18 protein-coding genes and 1 pseudogene are annotated in these 17,432 nt (G+C 61.7%); 10 read left to right on the top strand and 9 right to left on the bottom strand.

Annotated elements, in window-relative coordinates; genetic code table 11:
* Positions 1-595: 595 nt before the first annotated feature.
* On the top strand, positions 596-1,723 hold the full coding sequence (locus ACM0PK_RS21135; protein WP_414608040.1) for a hypothetical protein: 1,128 nt from the start codon (positions 596-598) through the stop codon (positions 1,721-1,723).
* A gap of 237 nt (positions 1,724-1,960) precedes the next feature.
* Here the strand turns inward: ACM0PK_RS21135 and chrA are convergent, their stop codons facing one another.
* The 3 genes from chrA to arsH are packed head-to-tail and all read right to left on the bottom strand — an operon-like array spanning position 1,961 to position 4,374.
* On the bottom strand, positions 1,961-3,163 hold the full coding sequence (gene chrA, locus ACM0PK_RS21130) for a chromate efflux transporter (protein WP_111150501.1): 1,203 nt from the start codon (positions 3,161-3,163) through the stop codon (positions 1,961-1,963).
* Positions 3,164-3,217: 54 nt separating this feature from the next.
* A complete protein-coding gene (gene arsC, locus ACM0PK_RS21125) occupies positions 3,218-3,637 on the bottom strand; it encodes an arsenate reductase (glutaredoxin) (RefSeq protein ID WP_111150503.1) in 420 nt (139 codons plus the stop codon).
* Positions 3,634-4,374 carry an arsenical resistance protein ArsH gene (gene arsH, locus ACM0PK_RS21120; RefSeq protein ID WP_414608039.1) on the bottom strand — a complete coding sequence of 247 codons (741 nt, stop codon included), beginning with the start codon at positions 4,372-4,374 and terminating at the stop codon, positions 3,634-3,636. Before arsH ends, arsC begins: the two co-directional genes overlap by 4 nt.
* A 41-nt stretch (positions 4,375-4,415) precedes the next feature.
* On the opposite strand from arsH, the gene ACM0PK_RS21115 reads away from it, so the two are divergent.
* The 4 genes from ACM0PK_RS21115 to trxB are packed head-to-tail and all read left to right on the top strand — an operon-like array spanning position 4,416 to position 7,316.
* Positions 4,416-4,730, top strand: coding sequence for an ArsR/SmtB family transcription factor (locus ACM0PK_RS21115; protein ID WP_111150507.1), 315 nt, complete (start codon positions 4,416-4,418; stop codon positions 4,728-4,730).
* 25 nt (positions 4,731-4,755) lie between these two features.
* On the top strand, positions 4,756-5,247 hold the full coding sequence (locus tag ACM0PK_RS21110) for an arsenate reductase ArsC (protein WP_323152263.1): 492 nt from the start codon (positions 4,756-4,758) through the stop codon (positions 5,245-5,247).
* Positions 5,248-5,267: 20 nt separating this feature from the next.
* Positions 5,268-6,326, top strand: a complete 1,059-nt coding sequence (arsB, locus tag ACM0PK_RS21105) for an ACR3 family arsenite efflux transporter (RefSeq protein WP_414608038.1) — start codon at positions 5,268-5,270, stop codon at positions 6,324-6,326.
* A 3-nt stretch (positions 6,327-6,329) separates the two neighbouring features.
* Positions 6,330-7,316 carry a thioredoxin-disulfide reductase gene (gene trxB, locus ACM0PK_RS21100; protein WP_423170806.1) on the top strand — a complete coding sequence of 329 codons (987 nt, stop codon included), beginning with the start codon at positions 6,330-6,332 and terminating at the stop codon, positions 7,314-7,316.
* 366 nt (positions 7,317-7,682) lie between these two features.
* Here the strand turns inward: trxB and ACM0PK_RS21095 are convergent, their stop codons facing one another.
* The gene (locus tag ACM0PK_RS21095) at positions 7,683-7,976 is read right to left on the bottom strand and encodes an ArsR/SmtB family transcription factor (protein ID WP_188218411.1); all 294 of its coding nucleotides are present in this window, start codon (positions 7,974-7,976) and stop codon (positions 7,683-7,685) included.
* A gap of 170 nt (positions 7,977-8,146) precedes the next feature.
* On the opposite strand from ACM0PK_RS21095, the gene ACM0PK_RS21090 reads away from it, so the two are divergent.
* From ACM0PK_RS21090 to ACM0PK_RS21070, 5 genes are read left to right on the top strand one after another with little or no spacing between them, the layout of a single operon-like run.
* The gene (locus ACM0PK_RS21090) at positions 8,147-9,088 is read left to right on the top strand and encodes an MBL fold metallo-hydrolase (protein WP_414608036.1); all 942 of its coding nucleotides are present in this window, start codon (positions 8,147-8,149) and stop codon (positions 9,086-9,088) included.
* Positions 9,085-9,525, top strand: coding sequence for a YeeE/YedE family protein (locus ACM0PK_RS21085; protein WP_414608035.1), 441 nt, complete (start codon positions 9,085-9,087; stop codon positions 9,523-9,525). Before ACM0PK_RS21090 ends, ACM0PK_RS21085 begins: the two co-directional genes overlap by 4 nt.
* Complete coding sequence (locus ACM0PK_RS21080) at positions 9,522-9,953, top strand: DUF6691 family protein (RefSeq protein WP_005420840.1); 432 nt, start codon at positions 9,522-9,524, stop codon at positions 9,951-9,953. Before ACM0PK_RS21085 ends, ACM0PK_RS21080 begins: the two co-directional genes overlap by 4 nt.
* Positions 9,950-10,387 carry a protein tyrosine phosphatase family protein gene (locus ACM0PK_RS21075; RefSeq protein ID WP_414608034.1) on the top strand — a complete coding sequence of 146 codons (438 nt, stop codon included), beginning with the start codon at positions 9,950-9,952 and terminating at the stop codon, positions 10,385-10,387. Before ACM0PK_RS21080 ends, ACM0PK_RS21075 begins: the two co-directional genes overlap by 4 nt.
* An 18-nt stretch (positions 10,388-10,405) precedes the next feature.
* Complete coding sequence (locus tag ACM0PK_RS21070; RefSeq protein WP_414608033.1) at positions 10,406-11,167, top strand: sulfite exporter TauE/SafE family protein; 762 nt, start codon at positions 10,406-10,408, stop codon at positions 11,165-11,167.
* Between the two features lie 72 nt (positions 11,168-11,239).
* Here ACM0PK_RS21070 and ACM0PK_RS21065 read toward each other — a convergent pair whose 3' ends face one another.
* The 5 genes and pseudogenes from ACM0PK_RS21065 to ACM0PK_RS21045 form a co-directional block, all read right to left on the bottom strand.
* Entirely contained in the window at positions 11,240-12,511 is a 1,272-nt protein-coding gene (locus ACM0PK_RS21065; RefSeq protein WP_414608032.1) for a DUF2254 domain-containing protein, read from the bottom strand.
* 123 nt (positions 12,512-12,634) lie between these two features.
* A complete protein-coding gene (locus ACM0PK_RS21060) occupies positions 12,635-14,614 on the bottom strand; it encodes a BCCT family transporter (protein WP_033834876.1) in 1,980 nt (659 codons plus the stop codon).
* A gap of 51 nt (positions 14,615-14,665) precedes the next feature.
* Positions 14,666-15,793, bottom strand: coding sequence for a hypothetical protein (locus tag ACM0PK_RS21055; RefSeq protein ID WP_414608031.1), 1,128 nt, complete (start codon positions 15,791-15,793; stop codon positions 14,666-14,668).
* Positions 15,794-15,976: 183 nt separating this feature from the next.
* The gene (locus tag ACM0PK_RS21050) at positions 15,977-16,966 is read right to left on the bottom strand and encodes a GGDEF domain-containing protein (protein WP_239507146.1); all 990 of its coding nucleotides are present in this window, start codon (positions 16,964-16,966) and stop codon (positions 15,977-15,979) included.
* A gap of 149 nt (positions 16,967-17,115) precedes the next feature.
* A pseudogene (locus ACM0PK_RS21045) lies at positions 17,116-17,432 on the bottom strand (hypothetical protein); the annotation flags it as partial.

The following is a 17,432-nucleotide window of genomic DNA, read 5'->3' as shown; positions in this document are numbered from 1 at the left end:
GCATGGTTCCGCTGGCGGCATGTCACCGGTAGAGTTCGAAAAGCGCTACGCGCAGAGCGGCGACTGAGTGTCTATGGAACTCTGGTCGGTCCACCCGGTGCTGAGTTGGGCGCTGTCAATCGACAGGCCGTCCGGAGAAATTCTTGTCGCCGGACTGTTATCTACGGCTCAGGCTTACGGAGGCTTCCGCCCCGCTGCCGCGAACTACTGTGGTGCTGAGGAAATTGCCAACCTCTCAGCAGCCTTCGACCTACAGAGCGGGCAGTTGGGGGCTGGTGGCTCGCTCTGGCCCAAAGTCCTATCGCCGCTGGCCGCGGAGGAGCTAACTGCGGGACTTGGGGCTTACGCGGAGAGGGCCCCTAGCGGCGCTCTCGATAGCCCCTTCGTTGCCGGTACCGCTAAGGACCTATGGAGGCTACCACCGCAATCGCTGGCGCTTGGCTTCGTGTCCGGCCCAGGCAGACACGCTAATCATTGGCTCATACCTTTGATGATGGTGGAACTAGAATGCCGGCAATCAGGGGTTCTCGGGCGCCCCTTAGAGGCGTCCTTAGTTCATAATTTGCCCAGTGACCTGGGGGGGGGCATAAGACGCATGCGGGACGAACAGTACATACGCACAGAACTGGGTCTGCTGGTACCTCGCGGTTCGGTCGACTCAAAACAACCAGCAGCGCTTCCTGATGCCGACCTAGACGCTTCGGCCAAAACAACTGTCGGCCATAGCGACCGTTGGCTTAACCTCGCGTCTATTTTCATACAACTAGTGACTGTGGTTGTTCTGTGGCTAACGTTCAAAAACAAAGTAATCCCTACCCAGCAGAAGGAGCTACTTGCAGAGCAAGTGGCAGGCCTTGAGCAAGATCGAAAGAAAACAGTGGCAGACATTGAGCACGGCAGACGCACAATGGAAAAGTTGAACAGCACCCTGTCCGGCCAGAGGCAAGAACTAAGCAGGCTGCAGCAGGAGCGAAACGCGCTCGAGATCGAGTCAAGACGAGCACATGCTGAAGCAATAGCCGCACAAGCCAAGGAGCAGGCCGCGCAGCTCTCGACAAAGTCCGCCCAGAAAGGCCTAACAGACGCAAGATGGAGAATCTTTTCAGAAGAAGCAAGCTGGCAAATTCTTCGTGCGGACACTGGAAGAACGTTAATCTACAAGCATATAAGTAATGCTGCTGATTCCGCAAATTCAGCTGCGGAAAAGCAAATAGCGGCTCAGAGTATTGTTCGAGACATCGAGCTATACGAGAAAAATTGGCCCGACTACAAGACGCTCGTGAAGTTAACGGGCGATCACATCAGGGCGTTGCGCAGTCCGCACTACACGGTTGAGATGGCTAACGAATTTGCAGATCAATTTGAAAAGGAGGGTGCTAAATTTCAATGCGAACGCCCCAATTTCGCAAAAATGAAAGAGAAATACCTACTCGCTCTGGCGAATGCTGGAAAAGAAGCAAGCGAAGAAGCAAAGCGACAGATGGATAAAATTCGGCGCGAGTACGCCACAAGAGGTCAGACACCTGTATTCCAGGAGGGATGGGAGGAAAATGCGACACGGATGAGTCTAATCGGCCTGGAGTACAGCGTTAAAAGGGACCTAACTAATGAACTGATTGAGCTCCCGAACGAATGCGAGCAGCGCTTCAAAGCCATCGGCGCAAAGTTTCTTGAGGAGAGGAGTGGAAGTCCACAGGCGCTACCGGACGACATTCTGTATTAGTTCGATGCATCCCCGAGAACAAGACTGGCACTCCAATGGATGCTGACCTTGCCGCCCGCCACCCCAGGCTAGTGCTGAACGGGTCGGGAGTTGCCCTTACCTACCCCCGATAAATCTTCCTAATCCTAGAATTGAACGGCAGCATCCCTGTTCCGTTCGCTTGCCAATGAACCCTGTCGGCGAGAAGCAGATGTTCGGTTGCGCTGCCGAACCGGTCCTGACCGCCCAGCAGCGCTACTACCCAGCCATCAGCCAGCCCGCTATGGCGGTCAACAAGACCACCACGATCGGCGGTGAGCGCGCAACAACCAGTAGCCCAAATGCAAGCAGCGCCATCCCGACATCCCATCGGTCATGGATCGCACTCGTCCACACCGGGTCGTACAACGCCGCCAGCAGGATGCCGACCACCCCAGCATTGACGCCTGCAATTGAAGCTTGGAGATCCTTGCGGTGGCGCAGGGACTCCCAGAACGGCAGCACCCCCACGAGCACAAGAAGGGCAGGCAGGAAAATGACCAGCAACAGCATAAGGCCGCCTGCCCAGCCATGGACCGGCCCCTCGGCGACAGCCCCCAGGTACGCCGCAAAAGTGAAGAGAGGGCCTGGGACCGCCTGCGCCGCACCGTACCCAGCGAGCAGATCCGCGGTGGTCACCGTGCCGCTTTGGACAACCGCAGTCTGCAGCAGCGGCAGTACCACATGGCCGCCGCCAAAGACCAAGGCGCCTGCACGGTACGTACCCTCCAGCAGCACAGCCAACGGGGAGCCACTAGCCACCACCCACACAGGCAGTAGAACAAGCGGCAGCACCAACAGCATCAGCGCTACCTTGCCGGTTCTTCGCGAGACGGGATAGCCGCCGGCAGATTGGCCTGACGCCGGCTCGATCTTCAGCATCCAGCGACCGAGCAGTCCGCTGACAATTATCACCACGACCTGGCCGCCGACCGAGGGCATGGACAGAGTCAACACAGCCGCAAAAAACGCCATCCCAGCCCGGAGACGGTCCGGGCAGAGGGATCGGGCCATTCCCCACACTGCTTGCGCCACCACAGCAACTGCCACGATCTTCAGGCCATGCAGCCAGCCAGATTCAGCAATGCCTTCGTATCCGGCAACGCCCAATGCGAACAGGATCATCAGCACGGCCGACGGCAGCGTAAAGCCTGCCCAGGCGGCCAGCAGACCGGCCCAGCCAGCGCGGCGCAAGCCCAGCGCCATGCCTACCTGGCTGCTGGCCGGGCCTGGCAGTAACTGGCACAGGGCCACCAAGTCGGAGTAGCTACGGTCCGTCAGCCAACGGCGGCGTTCGACGAACTCGAGGCGGAAGTAGCTCAGGTGGGCGATCGGGCCGCCGAAGGAGGTCAGCCCCAGTCGCAGGAATACAAGGAAGACGCGCCACGCGCTGTCGCTTGTTGTGGGATCGAGCGTCGACATGGGGCATGACCTCCTGTGGCTCTCAGCGGCGGCGAGTCCAGCCCGGCAAGAGGATCATGGCGTCGAGCTTTCGGCGCGCCCGATCACCAACTCTCCATCTTCCTTTCGGAACGGTCCGGGCAGTGGCGGCAGGATCTCTAACACCACTTCCGAAGGCCGGCACAGACGAGTACCCCTATCGGTTTGTACAAGAGGACGATTGATGAGTATCGGGTGCGCCAGCATCGCATCTAGCAGCGTGCCGTCGCTCAGTGCTGCGTCGCCTAGCCCGAGCTCGTCATACGGCGTTCCCTTCTGTCGGATGACATCGCGCACGCTCAACCCCGCCGTCGTAATGAGCTCGACTAGGCGCGCACGGCTGGGCGGGTGGCTCAGGTAGTCGATCACTTCAGGCTCGATACCGGCGAAGCGGATAAGCGCCAAAGTGTTGCGCGAGGTGCCGCACTTAGGGTTGTGATAGATGACGGCGTTCACACACTTTCCTCCTGGTTCGAAACGGTCTCCACCACGCCTGCGGCAGCGGCCAGCGCCGCCGCCTCTACGGCGCCCTTGCGCTCGCTGTAGCGGTCCACCAAGTAGTCACTACGCCCACGCACCAGCAGGGTGAACTTGACCAGCTCCTCCATCACGTCCACCACGCGATCGTAGTACGCCGAAGGTTTCATTCGACCGTCGTTATCGAACTCCTGCCAGGCTTTGGCGACCGACGATTGGTTGGGAATTGTCACCATCCGCATCCATCGGCCGAGCACACGGAGCGCGTTGACGACGTTGAACGATTGCGAGCCACCGCATACCTGCATCACGGCCAGCGTGCGGCCTTGGGTGGGGCGCACGCTGCCCTCTTCCAGTGGCAGCCAGTCGATCTGGTTCTTGAATACCGCGGTAAGGGTGCCATGGCGTTCCGGGCTGACCCACACGTGGCCCTCCGACCACAGCGAGGCCTGGCGCAGCTCATGCACCTTTGGGTGGGTGGCTGGCACCGAGTCAAGCATCGGCAGCTCGTGTGGGTCGAACAGGCGGGTTTCCGCCCCAAGCTGCTCCAGCAGCCGCTGCGCCTCAAGTGCCAGCTTGCGGCTGAACGACTGCGGCCGCAGCGACCCGTACAGGATCAGGATGCGTGGCCGGTGTGGCTGCGCGGCCGGATCGTTGAGCTTGGCGGCCGTGGGGATGTCCAAGGCACCCGGGACCACGTTGGGGATCTGCTGCACGGAGGGTTGTCCTGTCACTTTGATTCGATTATTCTAGAATCATGGAACACAAGAGCGCAACCCACGCCTTGGCAGCCTTAGGTCATGCGACCCGCCTGTCGATCTTCCGCCTGCTGGTTCAGGCTGGCAGCGCCGGCAAGCTGGCCGGCGACATTGCCCAAGCCCTCTCTTTGCCTGGCGCCACGCTCTCCTTCCACTTGAAGGAACTGCTGGCTGCGGGACTGATCAGCGCCGAGCAGCGTGGCCGGACCATCTGCTACCGGGCCGAGTTCGTGGCTATGAACGAGCTGGTGGCCTACCTCACTGAAAACTGCTGTGCCGATGAACAGGCCTGCGAACGCCCCGCTGGCTGCTGACCAACCCACCTTAGAGATCGCTCAGATGAACCGTCGCGTCCTGTTCTTGTGTACCGGTAATTCCGCTCGCAGCGTGTTGGCCGAATCGACCCTGAAAAAGTGGGGCGAAGGCCGCTATCAGTCCTTCAGTGCAGGCAGCCAGCCGGCCGGTCGGGTCAATCCGTTCGCCATTGCTCAGTTGCAGCGCGAGGGCTTCCCGGTGGAGGGCCTGCGCAGTAAGTCCTGGGATGAATTTGCCGAAGCGGATGCTGCTGCCATGGATCTGATCGTCACCGTGTGCGACAGCGCGGCCGCCGAAGCGTGCCCGGTTGTGTTTGGCGATTTCGTGCGCGTGCACTGGGGCCTGTTCGACCCGGCTGGTGTGGAAGGCTCGGATGCGCAGAAGAGCGAGGCTTTTGACAGGGCACACCAGATCATCAAGGCTCGCCTGAAAGCTTTCCTGGAGATTCCTGACAGGGCATGGGATGACCGTGAGGCCCTCAAGGCCCAGCTCGATCCGATTGCGCAGATCCACTGACCGTCTTCCCGGAAAACCCCATGACCAATGACACCTCCCGCTTGTCCTTTCTGGACCGGTACCTGACGCTGTGGATCTTCGCCGCCATGGCGTTCGGCGTCGGCCTGGGCGCGTTGTTCGAGGGTGTGCCCAGCGCGTTGAACAGCCTTTCCGTAGGGACGACCAACATCCCGATCGCGATTGGTTTGATCCTGATGATGTACCCGCCGCTGGCGAAGGTGAAGTACGAGGAACTGCCGCGGGTCTTCGCCGACAAACGGGTACTGATGCTCTCGCTGCTGCAGAACTGGATCGTCGGCCCGTTCCTGATGTTTGGCCTGGCCGTGCTGTTCCTGCGAGATTACCCTGAGTACATGACCGGCCTAATCCTGATCGGGCTGGCACGCTGCATCGCCATGGTGCTGGTCTGGAATCAGCTTGCCCGCGGTGACGGCCAGTACGTCGCCGGCCTGGTGGCATTCAACTCGATCTTCCAGATCGCGCTGTTCAGCGTCTACGCGTGGTTTTTCCTGTCCTGGTTGCCGCCCGTGTTCGGTCTGCAGGGCAGCGTGATCGATGTCAGTTTCTGGACCATCGCCGAGGCTGTCCTGATCTACCTTGGCATCCCGTTCCTGGCGGGCTTCCTCACCAGTCGATGGCTGAAGGCGCGTAAGGGGGTGCGCTGGTATGAAGAGAAATTCCTGCCTGCAATCAGTCCGATCACCCTGGCTGCGCTGCTGTTCACCATCGTGGCGATGTTCAGCCTAAAAGGCGGTGACGTGCTGCGCATTCCCATGGACGCGGTGCGCATCGCGATCCCGCTGACTCTGTACTTCATCATCCAGTTCGTCATCAGCTTCTTCATGGGTAAGCTGATCGCCAAGGACTATCCGCGCACCACTGCGATCGCGTTCACCGCGGCAGGCAACAACTTCGAACTGGCCATCGCCGTGGCCATCGCCGCTTTCGGCCTGGCCTCGCCGGTCGCCTTCGCCGCTGTCATCGGCCCGCTGGTGGAGGTGCCGGTGCTGATCCTGCTGGTCCACGTCGCCGTGCGGCTGGGCAAACGCTACTTTCCTGCCGTTGTACGGAGCCACTGAGCCATGAGCACCACCCGACACATTCCATTGCTGATCCTCGGCTCCGGCCCGGCCGGCTGGACCGCCGCGGTCTACGCAGCCCGTGCCAACCTGAAGCCGGTCGTCATCACCGGCCTGCAGCAGGGCGGCCAGCTGATGACCACCACCGAGGTGGACAACTGGCCGGGTGACGCCCACGGCCTGATGGGCCCGGACCTGATGGCGCGCATGCAGGCCCACGCCGAGCGCTTCGAGACCGAAGTCATCTTCGACCACATCCATACCGCCGACCTGTCGCAGCGCCCGTTCAAGCTGATCGGCGACAGCCACGAGTACACCTGCGACGCGCTGATCATCTCCACCGGCGCCACCGCCAAGTACCTGGGCATCCCGACCGAAGACGAGTTCAAGGGCCGCGGCGTGTCCGCCTGCGCCACCTGTGACGGCTTCTTCTACCGCGACCAGGACGTGGTCGTGGTCGGCGGCGGCAACACCGCCGTGGAAGAGGCCCTGTACCTGTCCAACATCGCCCGCAAGGTCTACCTGGTCCACCGCCGCGACACCCTGAAGGCGGAAAAGATCATGCAGGACAAGCTGTTCAAGAAGGTGGCCGAAGGCAAGATCGAGACCGTCTGGCACCACCAGGTGGAGGAAGTGCTGGGCAATGACGCCGGCGTGATCGGCGTGCGCGTGAAGTCCACGCTGGACGGCAGCACCCGCGACATCGACGCCCACGGCTTCTTCGTGGCCATCGGCCACCACCCGAACACCACCCTGTTCGACGGCCAGCTGGCGATGAACAACGGCTACCTGGAAATCCGTTCGGGCCTGGGCGGCAATGCCACCCAGACGTCGGTGGAAGGCGTGTTCGCCGCCGGCGACGTGGCCGACCAGCACTACCGCCAGGCGATCACTTCGGCCGGCTTCGGCTGCATGGCCGCACTGGACGCGGAGCGCTATCTGGATGGACTTAAGATCTCCAATCAGCAGCAGCACAAGAACGCCGCCTGAATGCAGCGGTGTGAGGAAGTCCAGATGGACAACGTCGATATAGTGGTGATCGGAGGTGGTCAGGCGGGTCTTTCGGCTGGCTACTTCCTGCGTCAGCATCACAGGTACGTTTGATGGACGTCCGCCCTACCCTTGATAAACATCCCTAATACTAAAATTGGATAGCAGCTCCCCTGCCTTACCCGCTGGGAAAGTCCGCTCTCGGCCAGAAGCGGACAGCCACCCCATCCCTGATAAACATCCCTAGGCCGCAGCAGACCTCAAGCCTGCTGTGGCCAATTGGTTTTGGGCAGACTACGCCAATGGCCTAAATTCCCCTGGGTCAGTGAGTCCAGCCCGCCCCTTCCAGGACGCCTTTGGGCCACTTCAAGTTGATGTATCGTCCGCACAGAAGATCCCATGCATCGCGCCCAGCAGTGCTGCAACGCGCGGGTCCGCCATGCGGTAGATGATCGACCGCGATTCCCGTCGGGTCGCGACAAGCTTTCGTTGACGGAGTTCGGCCAGTTGCTGGGAGAGCGCCGGCTGTCGAATGCCGGTGGCTTCCTCCAGTCCGCCCACCGTCATTTCACCTTGCGCGAGCTGGCATAGCAGCAACAGGCGCGAGGGGGTGGCCATGAAGCGCAGCAACTCGGCCACTTCGGGCACGCGCTCCTTCATCGTGGCTAGGTCAGACGGGCTGAATGGGGGGCTGGTCACAGGCAATGGCAACTTGGGCGGCTGATGTGATGCGAACACCATGGGTAAGCCGTGCAATCTAGCATGTTTCAATAGTTGCACATATTACGTAACTATGTAATTCTAGGCCACGAAGCCTCCTGGAGCCAGTCATGATTCCATCCGTAGCGGTAGACGCCCCCCTGGATCAGGCTGTGCGCTTGGTCAGCGATGCGCGTGCCGGCCTGTTTCCCTCGCCTTCCGTGAAGACGTTCTTCGATCCTGCTACGTTCACTGCCAGCCACGTCGTACGCGATCCAACGTCTTCAGCGTGCGCCATCATCGACAGTGTCCTGGACTTCGACATGGCCGCAGGTCGCACGTCCACGTCCTCCGCATCGGCGTTGGTGGACTACGTACGTGCCGAGCGCCTGCAGGTGCAATGGTTGCTGGAAACCCACGCGCATGCCGACCACCTGTCCGCGGCTCCATGGCTGCAGGAGCAGGTGGGAGGCGCGCTGGCTATTGGCGAACACATCACCGCAGTCCAGGAAACCTTCGGCAAGGTCTTCAACGCCGGCACTGCATTCAAGCGGGATGGCAGCCAGTTCGATCGCCTGTTCGCCGACGGTGCCTCCTTCCGCATCGGTAATCTGCAGGCGATGTCGCTGCACGTGCCAGGCCATACCCCCGCTTGTCTGGCGTACGTGATCGGCGACGCCGTATTTCCTGGAGACACGCTGTTCATGCCGGACTACGGCACCGCCCGATGCGACTTTCCAGGTGGCTCGGCGCGCCAGTTGTATCGCTCGATCCAGCGCCTGCTGTCCCTGCCCGACGCCGCCCGCGTATTCCTGTGCCATGACTACAAAGCCACCGGCCGGGACCATTTCGCATGGGAAACAACCATCGGTGCCGAAAGGACAACAAACATGCATGTGCACGAGGGCGTGAGTGAAGCCATGTTCGTGGAACTGCGGGAGGCTCGTGATGCCACGCTTCCGATGCCACGGCTGATTCTGGCGTCAGTGCAGGTCAACATGTGCGCCGGCCATCTGCCCGAATCCGAAGAGAACGGCGTGCGCTACCTCAAGCTGCCGGTGGACCTGCTATGACGCTCTCTCATCTGGCCTGGTATTGGCCGCTCGCTGGCGGTGCCATGATCGGAACAGCGGCCGGAGCCTATCTACTCCTTCTCGGGCGCGTTGCTGGCATCTCGGGTCTGCTTGCCAGGACACTGGGCATGCCGGGTGACGGCGGACGCAGCAGTGCTGCCCTGTTCCTGGCGGGACTTGCCCTGGCGTCAGGCTTGGCAATGGTGGCCAGGCCCATACCCCTGCCGGCGCTCTCCGCAAACGGAGCAGTGGTATTGGTGATTGCCGGACTGCTGGTGGGTTACGGAACTAGCCTTGGCGCTGGCTGTACCAGTGGGCACGGTGTCTGCGGACTAGGCCGGGCATCGCCGCGTTCGGTGGTGGCGACCTGCGTGTTCATGCTCGTGGGCATGGCCACGGCAACCCTGGTACAGATTGCGACCGGAGGCCCGGAATGATCCGTCTTGCCGCGTTCCTGTGCGGCGCACTCTTCGGATTGGGCCTGGTCGTATCCGATATGGCCAACCCAGCCCGCGTGCTTGCTTTCCTGGATGTGAGCGACGCCTGGGACCCCTCCCTGGCGCTGGTCATGCTGGGCGCACTGATTCCTTCCGGCGCAGCCTACCTGTGGATACGCGCCCGAGGAACACCACTGCTTGCCGCATCGCTGCACATTCCCACCCTTCGCATCATCGATCGGCGCCTGGTCATCGGTGCGGCGATATTCGGCCTGGGTTGGGGACTGGCCGGAGTGTGTCCCGGCCCGGCCATCGCTTTGCTGGGAACCGGCCAGCCCTTCGCGATCATCTTTGCCACGGCAATGATCGCTGGCGTGCTCCTGCATGGCCTCATTCATCGCCCCACCGCAACTACGGGACAACCATGAACCTCAAGCCACTCTCTGCCAGCCTCAAGGTGTCCGGTCAGCTCCTGCCAAAGGACATTGAAGCCCTGAAGGAGCAGGCCTTTGCGAGCGTGATCTGCAACCGGCCCGACGACGAACAGCCGGAGCAGCCCAGTCACCATGCGCTGCAGGCTGCCTGCGACCAGGCGGGCATGCAGTTTGCCTATCTTCCGGTAGTGCCTGGTGTCATTACCGATGATCAGGTGCATACCTTTGCCAAGTTGATCGACGCGCTGCCACGCCCTGTTGTCGCGTACTGCAGAACCGGCGCCCGAGCTGCGATGCTGTGGGCGCTGTCGGAAGTCGTTCACAATGGAGCGGCATTTGCTGACGTCCTGTCTGTTGCTTCGGACGCAGGCTACGACCTTTCCTCCATCGCAACACGGCTGCAGCAAGGTCCGGCGTCCGCCGACTGACATATGGAAACGCTATCTATGCTGCAGTGGGTGCTGGGCGGCCTGTCTGGCGTCCTGGTCGGCTTCGTCCTTGGCGTGGTTGGTGGGGGCGGATCCATCCTTGCGGTACCACTGATGCTCTACGTGGTAGGGGTGGAAGATCCGCATGTGGCTATCGGCACCAGCGCCCTGGCAGTGGCGGTCAATGCGGTGTCGAATCTGGTGATGCATGCCCGTAAAGGGAATGTTCGCTGGCCCTGTGCCTCGGTCTTCGCCTTGGCGGGGATCGCGGGCGCCTACCTGGGTTCCAGCTTGGGCAAGGCGTTCGACGGCAAGAGACTGCTGGCTCTGTTTGCTGTGGTCATGGTCATTGTCGGCATCGCCATGCTTCGCAGGCGCAACACGCTTGGCTTCGCGGACGCTCGGCTCGGCAGGCGCAATGCACCCGCACTGATTGGGCTGGGCGCCACTGCCGGTGGGCTTTCTGGCTTCTTTGGCATTGGCGGAGGTTTCCTCATCGTGCCCGCACTTGTGGCCGCGACGGGAATGCCGATCATTGCCGCAGTCGGAAGCTCGCTCCTCGCCGTCGCCGCATTCGGCATGACCACCGCACTGAACTACGCGCATGCAGGCCTGATCAACTGGAAGCTCGCGGGAGTGTTCGTCGTTGCCGGGATGGCTGGCGGTACTGCAGGAGCAGCAATTTCGACGAAGCTTGCCAGCTATCGTGGAGCTCTGAACACGGTATTTTCAGTACTGATCTTCATTACTGCCGCATACATGCTGTGGAAGGTGGGCTGACCGTATGTGTTCCAGACCACAGCCGAGCACTGATAGACAGCGCAGCGCTTCAAAGTCATTGATAGGAAGATACTACGAACGTTGGTCCACATCTTCCAGAGTCAAATAAGATACGACGGCTCGAAGCGCCTTGCGATCAGCTTCGAAATCCATGGCCAATAGGCCGCGCTCCAACGCAATGCGGGAATGCGCCTGTGATGCGACTCTTGTCGCTTCATTCGAGGACCCTGCCAACGCTACGAAGGCCTTCTGCAGCCGGATGTTGACCTCCAGCGAGCCGGCGGCATCCCTGGAGATTGGTGTGAATGCATCCTCGAACATGTCGCGGACATCGAGGCACTGCACGTGCACACGCGGATAGAGCACTTCACACGTCGCAGCGTCCCCGGTGTGGCTGGCCCATGCACAGAGCAGCCTGACACAGGTCCCGATGACGTCGATGCAGGTGCCAGGGTCGTTCACCGCAGGTGACATGGCTCGCTGGGCAATTTCCGCAAGCACGACCAGCCCGAACCGTGGGTCATTCTCGATGGAGCGCGCGTCACTGAAGGAGATGGCTGAGATCACTTCACTCTGCACGTCCGGAAGTGGATTCCCTTCGATGGCTATCAAGGGACGGGCTGGGGTCGCGAACGTACCCGGCTGGCAGAGCAGATGAACTCGCAGATCATGTTCTTGTGCAATGCCGTCAATCCGGGCGACGTCCACATGTTCAACGTAGGCAACCTGATCGCCAACCAGCAGTACCGCCCCCTCCCCTACCGGGACCGCACTGGCTCCGCCGAGCCGAGGCTCCTCGGCGCGGCGCTTCATTGCTGCTTTGGTCGCCCGCTCCACCAGATCGATGGTTTCGCCAACGCGGCCAAAGCGTGAGAACTGCTCGATAGCCCGGAGCAACGTCACTGTGATGACGATGATGACCGTGATGGTTGCCCCGAACAAGACAAGCCGGCCGCTTTCTCCGTAGATGCCGGTGCTGAGCGCGATGAGGCCGACGATCGAGAACAGGAAGGCACCAATGAAGGTGGCCAGCGCACCTTGGGCCCGGGCGTCTTCGATCAGCAGGCGGGCCGCGCGCGGGGTGGCGCTGCTGGATGCGGAGCCGTATGCCGAGACCATGGTGGACAGCGAGAAGGTGGTGACCGTCAGCATTGACGCGGCAAGTATGCCAAGGATGTTGCCGACGGAATCTGCGCCGATCCGTGCGGCAAGGCCAACGGGAATGAGGAACTTCAGGAACGCGCCGGCCAACGCCGTGATGATGCCTAGGGCGCCATACAGGGTCGAACGGAACCACATCCGCTTGGTAACTTTGCTGGCTGCGAGCCTCAGTCGGCTGAGCATGGGCTACTTCCTCGGCAGTTCGACCATCAATAGCACGGTCGGGTGCCGAGGCCACGTCAAAGGCAGGGTCATGCCCGGCCCAAGGCAGATGCCGCCCCTCCGGGCGGCATCTGTGTACGGATTCTACGAGCGCACCTTGTCCAGGAACTGACGGTGGCGTTCGTATTGATCGAGCACATCGTGGATGAGCTGAACCTTGGTCCACCCCATGACGTCGTAGTCCTGCCCGCCCTCCCGCAGATAGACCTCCGCACGGTAATGACGGGTGCCCTCGCTGACCGGCCGACGGGGATCCTGCAGGGCGAACGTCGGCGGCTCATAGGGCTGGGGCCGTACGGAGTAGAAGAAGTCCATCTCCTCGCCATGGCCAACCTGTAGCCACGCACGACCATCCTCTCCCTTGGAGACCTGGACCGGCAGATCCTGCTTGCGAAGCTCAGCGGCAACCTCTTCCAATGCAGGAATGACGCGCTGCTCGATGAAGCCGGTCACCTCGATCTTCAACGGGTTGTGCGCCAGCAGGCGCAGGCGCGCCCGCCAATCCTCGCTGGTACCCGGTAGGATACGTGCCTCGCGCAGGATCGAGCGCTTGGTGGCATCCAGATGCATGGCCTTCAGCAGTCCCCAGCACATCAGGATCATGACGATCGTAAATGGCAACGCGCTGGCAATGGTGGCAGCCTGCAACGATTCCAGCCCGCCAGCCACCAGCAATGCAATCGCCAGGCCGCCGACCAGCAGCGCCCAGAAGATCCGCTGCCAGACCGGGGATTCCTGCTCACCCTTCGAGGTGAGCATGTCGATTACCAGGGCACCGGAGTCCGCTGAGGTTACGAAGAACAGCGCAACCAGGATGACCGCCAGCGAAGAGGTCAGCATGGTCAGCGGCAGGTGCTCCAGGAACTCGAAGAGCGCCATCGAGCTGTCGGTTGAGACCGCCTGCACCAACTGCTGTATGCCCTCCGCCCGCACCATGTGCAACGCGGTGTTGCCGTAGATGGTCATCCACAGGAATGTGAAGCCAAGCGGTACGAGCAGCACCCCCACCACGAACTCACGGACGGTGCGTCCACGTGAGATGCGCGCGATGAACATGCCAACGAAGGGCGACCACGCAATCCACCAGCCCCAGTAGAACAGCGTCCAGCCACCCAGCCAACCAGTGGGTTCGTAGGCATAAAGGTTGAAGGTCATCGAGAACAGCTGGGAAACGTACATGCCGGTGTTCTGCACCAGCGCCTGCATCAGGTGAACGGTGGGTCCACAGACCAGCACGAAGGCCAGCAGCGCCGCCGCCAGGATCATGTTGAGCTCGGACAGCCTGCGTACGCCGCTGTCCAGGCCAGCCACGACCGAGCCGGTCGCCACCAGTGTGATGACGGTGATCAAGCCAACCTGGACGAGCGTACTGACCTCCAGGCCGAACAGGTAGTTCAGGCCGGCGTTGATCTGCATGACGCCCAGCCCCAGCGAGGTGGCCAGGCCGAAGATGGTACCTAGCGCGGCGAACGTGTCTACAGCATGCCCCAACGGGCCGTGGATACGATCGCCGATGAGCGGATACAGTGCGGATCGGACACGCAGCGGGAGATTGTGCCGGTAGGCAAAGTACGCCAGCGACAGCGCTACCACTGCGTAGATCGCCCATGCGTGGATGCCCCAGTGGAAGAAGGTGATGCGCATGGCCTGGCGGGCAGCTGCGGCCGACTCGGGCGAGCCGACCGGCGGCGTGGCGTAGTGCATGATGGGCTCGGCAACGCCGAAGAACATCAGACCGATGCCCATGCCGGCAGCGAACAACATGGCGAACCAGGAGCCGTAGCTGTAGTCCGGCGTACTGTGGTCAGGGCCGAGTTTGATGCGGCCGTAACTGCTGATGGCGACGCCGACGACGAAGACCAGGAAGCCGGCCACCGCAAGGATGGTGAACCAGCCTGCATCATTGGCAGCCCATGACTTGGCCGCGGTGAACCACCGCGTGGCTATATCGGGCGCGATGGCAGCAAGCGCCAGCAGCGCGATGACGATGGCTGCCGTGGGAATGAACACCTGCGGAAGAATCCGCTGGCGAACGGGGGGATGTTGCGGAGCCGTGCTCTGCATGGATACCTCCGTGTTGTTGGGTGAAGAAGCCTCCGGCTTGCGCGAGGCCGATCAGAAGTAGAAGCCGATGTTGAAGTTCAGCCGTGAATGCCAGCGGGAAGGACCTCCCTCGTCGATGCCGATACCATCACCACCGGCAAACCACATGTTGCGGCCAGCGATCCAGTCGACATAGGTGAGCATGATGCCTTTCTGCAGGCTGCAACCGGTCACGTTCTGCCACGAATCACGAAGGCCCGCGCGGTGCCCGACCGGGCGGGTCATGCTGAGGTTGTTATAGCAGGTGATGTCATCCAGCCAGCCCTTCTGGCCGAACGAATAGGCGATGTTGGCGCTTGGCACATCCGCCTGCGCTGCAACCTGGAAGGGGGATTGGAACGCCGACATTGCGATGCGATCTCCGGGCACGTCATACCGGTACCGCGCCCACTGCAACTGCGCGGTCCAACCATCGCGCTGCCACTGTGCGTGGAGGGCCGCGCCCTGATGACCGTATTGACGCCGTGTCTGAGTGTTCTGCACCTTGCCAGCAAACGCTGATGCGCCCAGCAACAGTTCGCCGCCGCCCCAGTCGCGCGCGCTCTCCACGCGTGCATGCAGTCGTTGCCGCTCGCGATACGGCAACGCCTCGGTCTGCGCGACATCAAAGGAGTAGCGATCGTAGCGAGCCCCGGACCCGTATTCGTCTCCGGAGAACCAGCCAAGATGCCAAGTTGTGCTGCCGCTGCGGTGAATCACCACAAGGCCCGGATCGTAATCATCCTCGATGCCCAGGTAGTAGCCGGAGCCGAACCAGAAACTCTGCGAAACGGTGGGGAGCAGCCCGAACGGGACTTGCTGGATACCTGCCTTGAGCTGGGTAGCATCGGAGAACTGCCAGCCAGCGTAGGCGTGATGCACGGCGTCGAAGCCATCGTACCAGCGGTATTGGGCAGAGAAGGAAAACGGTCCGGTTCCAGCGTCAAGGTCCGCACGCATCAGTTCAAGCTGAAGGCGGCTGGTCGGCCCGTAGTCGAGCCAGCCGTAATTGAACCTTACCGCACCACCAGGCTTGAAGTAGGAATCGCCGTTCCGATCAGGTTCGGATGCCTCTGTGGGTAAGGAAACGCTGGCGAGCAAGGCAATGGCAATAGAGGAAATTACTCTCACGATCGGGCTATCTGCCTCCGAGTTCCACATGCGAAAGCGCGCCAGTGTAACGTTGCATGTTGTGAAGAACGCGTCGCCCGACGGCCGACGCAGTGCAGTCCCGTGTCATCAGGAGTGGAAAGTGTTCCCAGCGAACGAGGCGATCTTTCCGTCAGATGCCGGCAACCATCAAGATGTCAGCGATTGACGTCGACCACGATGCGTCAGGTTTGCTCAGCAATCCGTACCGCAGCTCGCCGTGTTTTTGCCGTGTCGCTTGGCTTCATACAGTGCCTGGTCCGCTCTTGCGAGCCACTCTTCAGCACTGGTCGTCGTGGGCGCGGCGGCAATGCCGATGCTCACGCTCAGGTCCAGCATTGTGGCATCACTGCCCGTATCAGCGTGGAGCAGGCTCCTGATCTTCTCTGCCAGCAGCATGGCCTCAGCCGGCGTCTGCCCGGCGAGCAGAAGCGCGAACTCATCTCCGCCCAGGCGTCCCGGTGTGTCGCCAGGGCGTGACACGCTGCGCAGGACCGCGGCTATACGACGCAGTGCTTCATCGCCAGTGCGATGGCCCAAGGTATCGTTGATGCGCTTGAAATCATCCACGTCCAGCATCAGCAGGCAATCCCTGCGGCCCAGAGCGCGCCCCGCTTCGATCATCTGCTGAGCGCGGTGCATGAGATAGCCGCGATTGGCCAGTTCCACCAGTGGATCCATTCGGCTGAGTCGCTGCAACTGCCGATTCTGTGACCTGACCCGGCGCGCAAGACGCCAACTCAGTGCACTCAATCCGATCCCGTAGACAAACAGGAACGGAAGGCTGAGCAGGAATGTTCGGGAAGAAGTGGCCGGCTGCCAGGGCGTGCCCATAGCAAGCCATGCAGCAAGGAAACCGAGCAGAAGCGCAGCCGTGGCCTTCAGCGCCAGCCGTGTACCGCCGGCCGCGATCTTGTCTGCCACCAGCAGCGCAGCGAAGAGCGCGCTGGGCACAGCGCTGACAGCCATGAAGGCGATCCATGCCCCGCCCAGCAGCGAGTCGACAACCATGCAACGGAATTGCACGACAGCGGGCCGGGCGGCGTGCCGTGTCAGCAGCTGTGCAATGGCCGGCCAGACCAGCGCATTGACCAGAAGAAACACGCATGCCGACCTGCCCATGCCGCGCTCCAGACCCACCGATGCAATGGGCAGCGCAGCAAGCGAGGCGCCCACGAAGCGCATCCACCCAATCCGGCGGGCAGCCCCCAGGCCCTCAACCGCAACCTCGTCCGAATCAGTGAAGAATGGCATCGCTTCCCTCACCCGTGTCCATGATGTCCCCAGGCGCCCTTTGCTCCTGCGCAGTCTGTCCCTTTGCTGTCAACGGCAGGTCAACGCAGGCGGCGGCGGCTTGTATCGCTCCCGCCCGAGGTGACAGCGCCCGACCTCAGCGACCCCTCAATCTCGCCGGTGCAGTGCGATACGGACAAGCCGCGGCGTTCCTCCAGCCAGGCGGACAGCATGGGCAGCGGCATCGGTGGCGCGAAGAAGTAGCCCTGGAAAGATTCGCAGCCCAGCGAGATCAACAGGTCGCGTTGCTCCGCCGTCTCGACCTGGACCGACCAGCCTTTCGTAGACATCCGGACGCCATAATTCATGGCAATGACCGAGGTGTTTATGGGCAACAGCAAGCAGTACACGGATGAGT

This window comes from Stenotrophomonas sp. FR010, from assembly GCF_047520755.2.
Classification (GTDB): domain Bacteria; phylum Pseudomonadota; class Gammaproteobacteria; order Xanthomonadales; family Xanthomonadaceae; genus Stenotrophomonas; species Stenotrophomonas sepilia.
Note: the sequence above shows the minus strand (reverse complement) of the source record. Positions and strands in the feature narration are given on the sequence as shown.